The following is a 6,311-nucleotide window of genomic DNA, read 5'->3' as shown; positions in this document are numbered from 1 at the left end:
CGCGTTTCAGCCAGGGCTAGGTAGTCCGCTTTGGTCATCATCACAAGGGGGCAATGGTCTCCTTCAAAGATAGCAGCCCCAAGCGAAGTTTTGAATTACACCCCCTACTACCTCCCTATTGCCAGCTTCCACGTGTCTTGCCCTTATTGGGCCGGCGTGGCCGCTGGCTTTATGTTTTTTTACCCCTATTCTACTCCTGTTGAATTTAATCTGCTACGTGCTGTATACTACCCTGCTGCGCACCCTCAAGGGCCCCAAGCTTACACTGCCCGCCTCAATCTAGACCTTCGGATGATAACACATGGCTGGCTAGTCCTCTATTTTTTCGGCCTTACTCCAATAGCAGAGTTCCACTACTGCGCACTACCGCTTTAGAATTTAACAGCCAGCTACAGCTGCACTTTCCTTATTACCCCTGACAAAAATACTGTCTCGATTTTAACTACTGATTTCATGGATTTGTCATTCTACCCCAGTTCATTAGGGTTTGCCTTTCGTTTTAAACTAGCCGAGTGGCATAAAGTAATTGGTTTAGTTCTATGGATCACCTTTCACGGCATTGAGCCGGCTTTTTCTCAACAAGAAGTAGCCGTAGACAAATTCACTGGGACGGCACATGTCTCGATTCCTTTGCACACTGTTTCTGCGGGTGGGGTAGTGATTCCTATCTCGTTAGAGTATGCAGCCAAGGGGGTGCGTGTGGACGATGAAGGAGGGCTCGTCGGAACGAACTGGAATCTCACAGCTGCCCCTTCTATTCACCGAGAAGTTAGGGGGTTACCCGATGATATTAGAAGAGTACAAGATGGCGTTACTTATGTCGGCTGGTTAACTGCACTAACCCCAGGGCAGAAAGTAGAGGATATTGCAACCGCAAGTGCTGGGCCACCTTGTTCAAGTGCTGAACAACAGGCTTTAACGGCTATTCAAGCTTTTGATCAACCGACGACCGTCTACGATTCAGAGCCAGATATTTTTACTTACAACTTGCCTGGGCACTCTGGTAAGTTTGTCTTTGACAAAGATCATCGCTGTCGCACCATCCCATATGATCCTATCGAAGTAGAGTATTATACAATACTGGAGAACGAAGGATTTCTATCTATTACCATAAAAACGCCGGAGGGCAATAGGGTTGGATTTGGCCCTGGTCAACGGATGACTGAGACGTGGGTGAATTCAGTTCCCTCTCCGCAATATTGGACTAAACAATACGCCAATTTCAAGCAGAGTTCTTATATAACGGACTTCTCTGCCGCGAATATTATAACACCGAGTGGCGAGAGGATAACCTTCTTTTATACCCCCAAAACTTGCATTCAAACAGCAGAAAAAAAGTACATCTACCGTGATCCGACAGTGACACCGCTGGCCGCTATCCAATACTACATCACTAAAAGCATTACTCGCGAATATCTTGTAAAGGTCGAGTCGCCAACGACGACGGTTGACTTTGACTTAGTGGAGACCACTAATGACTTTGGCGCTTATCTCACAGCAGTCCGCGTTTCTTCTGCTTTGGTGCTCAATACGCCATCGGCCGCAATCAAGCAGTTCACCCTTGAATATGCAAGCGTCAGGCATGAGCAGTTCTTAGACCACAACTGGTATGATGGTAGCGGGGAGAATATTACCGATAAAGGTGTTACAGTCCGTCGTTTTCTGACAAAGCTTCGCCCCTGGAGTGCCTGCTCAGAACTTCCCCCTTATACGTTTACCTATAGCCAGGTAACGCCCCATCCGGCTGAACCAGCCTATATGCTTGGGACGTGTAAGCTGCCGCCAGTTGGGTGTGCGGAACAAGACTATTGGGGGTACTACAACGCCAACAGAGCTAAGACCCTCGTCCCCAAACTATTTGTGGCTGCTTCCACTGCCTCGGTCAATCCCGAATCAGTCCCTCACTTTCCCTACCGACTTTATCCTTTGCAAGTGACCTCTCTGGAGTTGCCCGGAGCTGATCGCCGCCCCACCACGGATCTTCAAGTAAGGCTCGCCGGCACGTTAATACAGATGCAGGTGCCAACAGGGGGACAAATCCAGTTCACCTATGAGCCCCATCGTTTTTTTGATGCTCTCGCCAACCAAACCTTCACGGCCGGTGGCCTGCGCCTTCAAAAATTGCAGTTCCGGGACAATATCACGAACACAGTTCAAACCAAACTATATGATTACTCCGGCAGCAATACGCTAACTAGTGGCCGGCTTTTAACAGCTCCCCATTTTGCCTTTACTGTTCCTGGCGCAACAGCTACCCCCACCACGTTGGGGGAATGGGCTGCGGTTACTGTCCGCACAGATGAAGACATTGCCCCAGACCCGTTTGAGGGACGCACCGTGGGCTATGGTCGGGTGACAGAGAAGTCTATTCAGCTGGACTCAGATGGAGTGACTATGATGGGTACCCAGGGCAAAACGGAATTCTCCTTTGCTATCCCCCTTGATGCGGATCAGGTTGCACTAAATGCAACCGGCACCTTCCCCGCCTGGCAGCGGACGCGCATCGGCATTGCCCGGAATACGGCATCGTGCCCTTCTGTATCTCCCGTGCAAGCCGGCACCAGTATGTATCCCTTTCCCACAGATACCAACTATGAGTTCATGACTGGGATGCTCGTAGGCACGCGCTCTTTCAACAATGACGACCAACTCGTACAGGAACAAACGACTGAGTATACCTACAAAAATGTGCATCCGTCCTCGGTGCCCGTGGCCGGTTTAGTGTACGAGAAACTCATGGGTGTATCAGCTTACGCCTACGGCAAGTACACGCTCTTAACCGACTTTCTGGTTACGCCTACCCGGCAGACAAACCGTACGATAAGCTTGCCGTCACAGACCGCCTATGTCAGTTCTACTTCCTACCGCTTTAACAATTACGGGCAAGTAGCCACCGTGATCAAAACGAATAGTGATGGTACTATTTACCGAACTCGTAACCGGTATTTGTCCGATTATCCTTTAACTCAAACTAATCTGATAGGTAACCTTCGCCTGATGCAATTGCGCTGGCAAGAAGGAATTCGGATGGACTTGGTAGAAACCATATCCGAGGTTATCCGGCCCAACAGCCCCGCCAATCGCATACCTCGGCTGTTAGGAAGCTCGCTACAGACCTACACTGTAAACCCCTCAACGAATCGTACGCGGCCCTTTCAAACTTTGGGGTGGCAGACCGTACAATCACACGCAGTGGCTAGTGCGCAGGATTCGACACACATTGAGCTGAACAGCAGTAGCCCCGTGGATCTGGTTCCAGGCGCCCTGCTTCATGCGCAGGCGACCGTGCAAGAGGTGAATGCTAAATCCATGCCTATCACTAGTACGACAACGACTGGGCGGCAGATAGCGGCAGTACACGTAGGCTATGCGGATGCGTTACCGGTACTGCAAATTCAAAATGCTTTCGCCTCGCACGTGTTGTTTTCAAATTTTGAAACGTCGAAAGATTTTGCCTTTGGGCACACTACTGCTTCCGTAACGAAGGCAGCACATCGCACCGGAATGTTTGGGTATGAGTTGGGTGGCAGCTCTGTTCTGACGGGCCAATTGATCAATCCACCCAGTACTAGCTACCGGCTAACCTTATGGGCTCGCACCCCAGCCAGTTCCACGCTTCGGGTGAGAGTTACTCCACCAAACCAGGCGGCTCTTCCACCCATAGATATCCCACTTAGTGGAACTGGTTGGCGCTACTACGAACGGGAAATCAATTTAGTGACCTTGTCTGCGGGGGCCTACCAGATTAGGATAGAGCATACGGGAACTAGCACGGGCAGCCTGGCCCTGGATGATGTGACCTTGTTACCAGCGCGGGCGCAAGCCGTTAGTACGACATACGATCCAGCACGGGGCAAAACCTCACAGACGGACCCGCGTGGCCGGACTATGTTTTACAATTATGATCCGGCAGGCCGCTTGTCAACGGTACTAGATCAAGATGGATCCATTGTCACCCTTGGCGAGCACGTCACGGCTGGAGTAGCGCCCCATATAAGTCCTGCTATTACCGCGAGCGGTGCGTTGACAGATGGCGGCCTAGTCGTCTTTACCGCTGCAATGGATTGCTTACCAACGGACGCAACCTTCTCGTGGGACTTTGGTGATGGCAGCCTGGGTCAGGGCAATGGCGCAACCCATCGGTTTTCGACCAATGATCAGGAACGAGACTATACCGTGCAGCTCACGGTCATTTCCTCGACGATAGGCCGTGTTACAAATTCCATTCAGATTCATATCGAGCGTAAGCCTCTGACCGTGGAGATTTGCCGCAACGGTCTTCTCACCTATGACCTCTGTTTGCTACAAGCACCAACCTATAGCAATACCTGCTCGGGCAGTGCTCCGTTAGGTGGCCAGCAGATACGATTCCAGGCTGACGCTACGGGTGGCACGGGCTATACGTACGAATGGCAGGTATATCATGCGTTCGGCAGCGACCACTTTACTGGCGAGTGGCAAGCCGTGCAAACCGGACCGTCTCCAATGTACACGGTTATGTATGCCAACGAAAAAATCTACCGGTGCGTCGTGCGATCCAGCAATAACAAACAGGTGATATCGGATACGCACTTTGTGAACTACTACAGTAGTGGTACAATTCCTTGCCCGCCGACTCACTAGTTACATTCTATCCGTTTCGCCTACTACTTTCCCTACACAAATGCGATACTTTTACGGTATAAAACACCTCTTGTATGGTGCTTTTTTAGCTTGTTTCCTTGTGGCCTGTCTACCCCTCATGACGGCAGCAAAAGTCCCGCCAACGGGATATATTCAAATCACGAAGGGAGCTGGCAGTGAATGCCTGAACTCCGTTGTAACCTACACTATCAACTCGAACAGTGGCTGTACCGACATTGAATGGAAGGTTGTAGGGGGACAATTTACTGAACTATCCCCCACAGAAATTCAAGTTTTGTGGAATGCAGAGGGCGAGGGGACTATAGATGTACACGGCACCTTCACTGACTTAGACAAAAATCCTAGTAGAGTAGACGCTCTGCAATACGCCATTTATATAAATAGCCCGCCTCAAGAGCAACTAATTATCAGAGAGCCTAATTTTAATATCCAATTAAGTTCTACAATTTGTGAAGGAGGCCAAACCAAGCTGATGCTGAAAGCTCCCGCAGGGGCTTATGATTGCGTATGGAGTACGCTACAGTATGCTGTATCGAAAAATACAGACGCCACCGAATTGGTTGTAGCACCTACGGCTACGATAACTTATACACTTACCTATAAGAGTCACAATTTCATTTGTGTACCCTTGCCTATTGCGTGTACGATAACAGTTAAGCCACTAGCAGCGGCTCCCATTGTAACAGGAAATATTTACTTAGGCCCGAATAACCCCACGCTCACTGTCACGAATGTGGATCCGTTGGCCACCTACAACTGGTACGATGCCAACGGCCTCTCCCTGAACCGTCCTGGGCCCCAACTCTCCTTGTCCAATGTGACCACGGGTACGCTCTACCATGTAGAAGCGAGTTCCTGCCGGCGAGGTATTTTCGTACCCGTTCAGGTACACATCTATTCCGTACAGATTGTCCTCGCGACCACCCAGCAAATGCCTACGGGTCCTGTGCCACTCCATCGGGGAACGGGTATGGATTTACGGGCCAAAACGTTGGGAGGGGGTACTTACCAGTGGAGGCGTAACGGGACCATCTTGCCTGGAGCAACCGCACAGAAGCACGTGGCCACGCAGGTAGGCACGTACGAAGTGATTTTTACAGACGGCAACGGTACTAGTGCCGCCTCGCAGCCGGTCGACATTACCGATGAGCTCATCCAGCAAAGCCACCAGGGGAACCCGTTGTCCTACGCTAGTCAAACCACGGTGCTCAAGCCTGGTCAAACGACGTATGAGCAGATCAAGGAATTGGTTGTCGAGGACCGGAGCCAACAGGTCACGTATTTCGATGGCTTTGGTCGCCCCATCCAGCAGCATGCGGTGCTGGCGAGTCCAGCCCAGACGGATCTGGTTCAGTCTATCGTGTATGATCAGTATGGGCAGACACCACACGGCTTTCTACCCTTCGCCGCCGCCTCGGCAGACACCCCCGGTCGCTTTCAGGAAACTGTCACTGCCCAACAGGCTTTTTACCAAGGTACCGACAAGGTCGCCGTTGATGCGCATCCTTTCACCACGACCACGGTAGAGTTGTCACCCTTGCAGCGTGTGACCCAGCAGCAAACTGAGGTGGTCTAGCTAGGCCGCACAGAGTTGGGACGTGGTTTGAAATTGGGTTTCGAAGTGATTGGGGGCAAGATAGCCGAGGGCCGAATGCCGGCGCTCGGCG

2 protein-coding genes are annotated in these 6,311 nt (G+C 51.2%); both read left to right on the top strand.

Features of this window, described 5'->3' with window-relative positions:
• Positions 1-453 precede the first annotated feature (453 nt).
• On the top strand, positions 454-4,623 hold the full coding sequence (locus ABD842_RS14085; RefSeq protein ID WP_345115106.1) for a PKD domain-containing protein: 4,170 nt from the start codon (positions 454-456) through the stop codon (positions 4,621-4,623).
• Positions 4,624-4,663: 40 nt separating this feature from the next.
• Complete coding sequence (locus ABD842_RS14080) at positions 4,664-6,220, top strand: DUF6443 domain-containing protein (protein WP_345115104.1); 1,557 nt, start codon at positions 4,664-4,666, stop codon at positions 6,218-6,220.
• Positions 6,221-6,311: the final 91 nt, after the last annotated feature.

The organism is Hymenobacter algoricola (assembly GCF_039539525.1).
Lineage (GTDB): Bacteria > Bacteroidota > Bacteroidia > Cytophagales > Hymenobacteraceae > Hymenobacter > Hymenobacter algoricola.
Note: the sequence above shows the minus strand (reverse complement) of the source record. Positions and strands in the feature narration are given on the sequence as shown.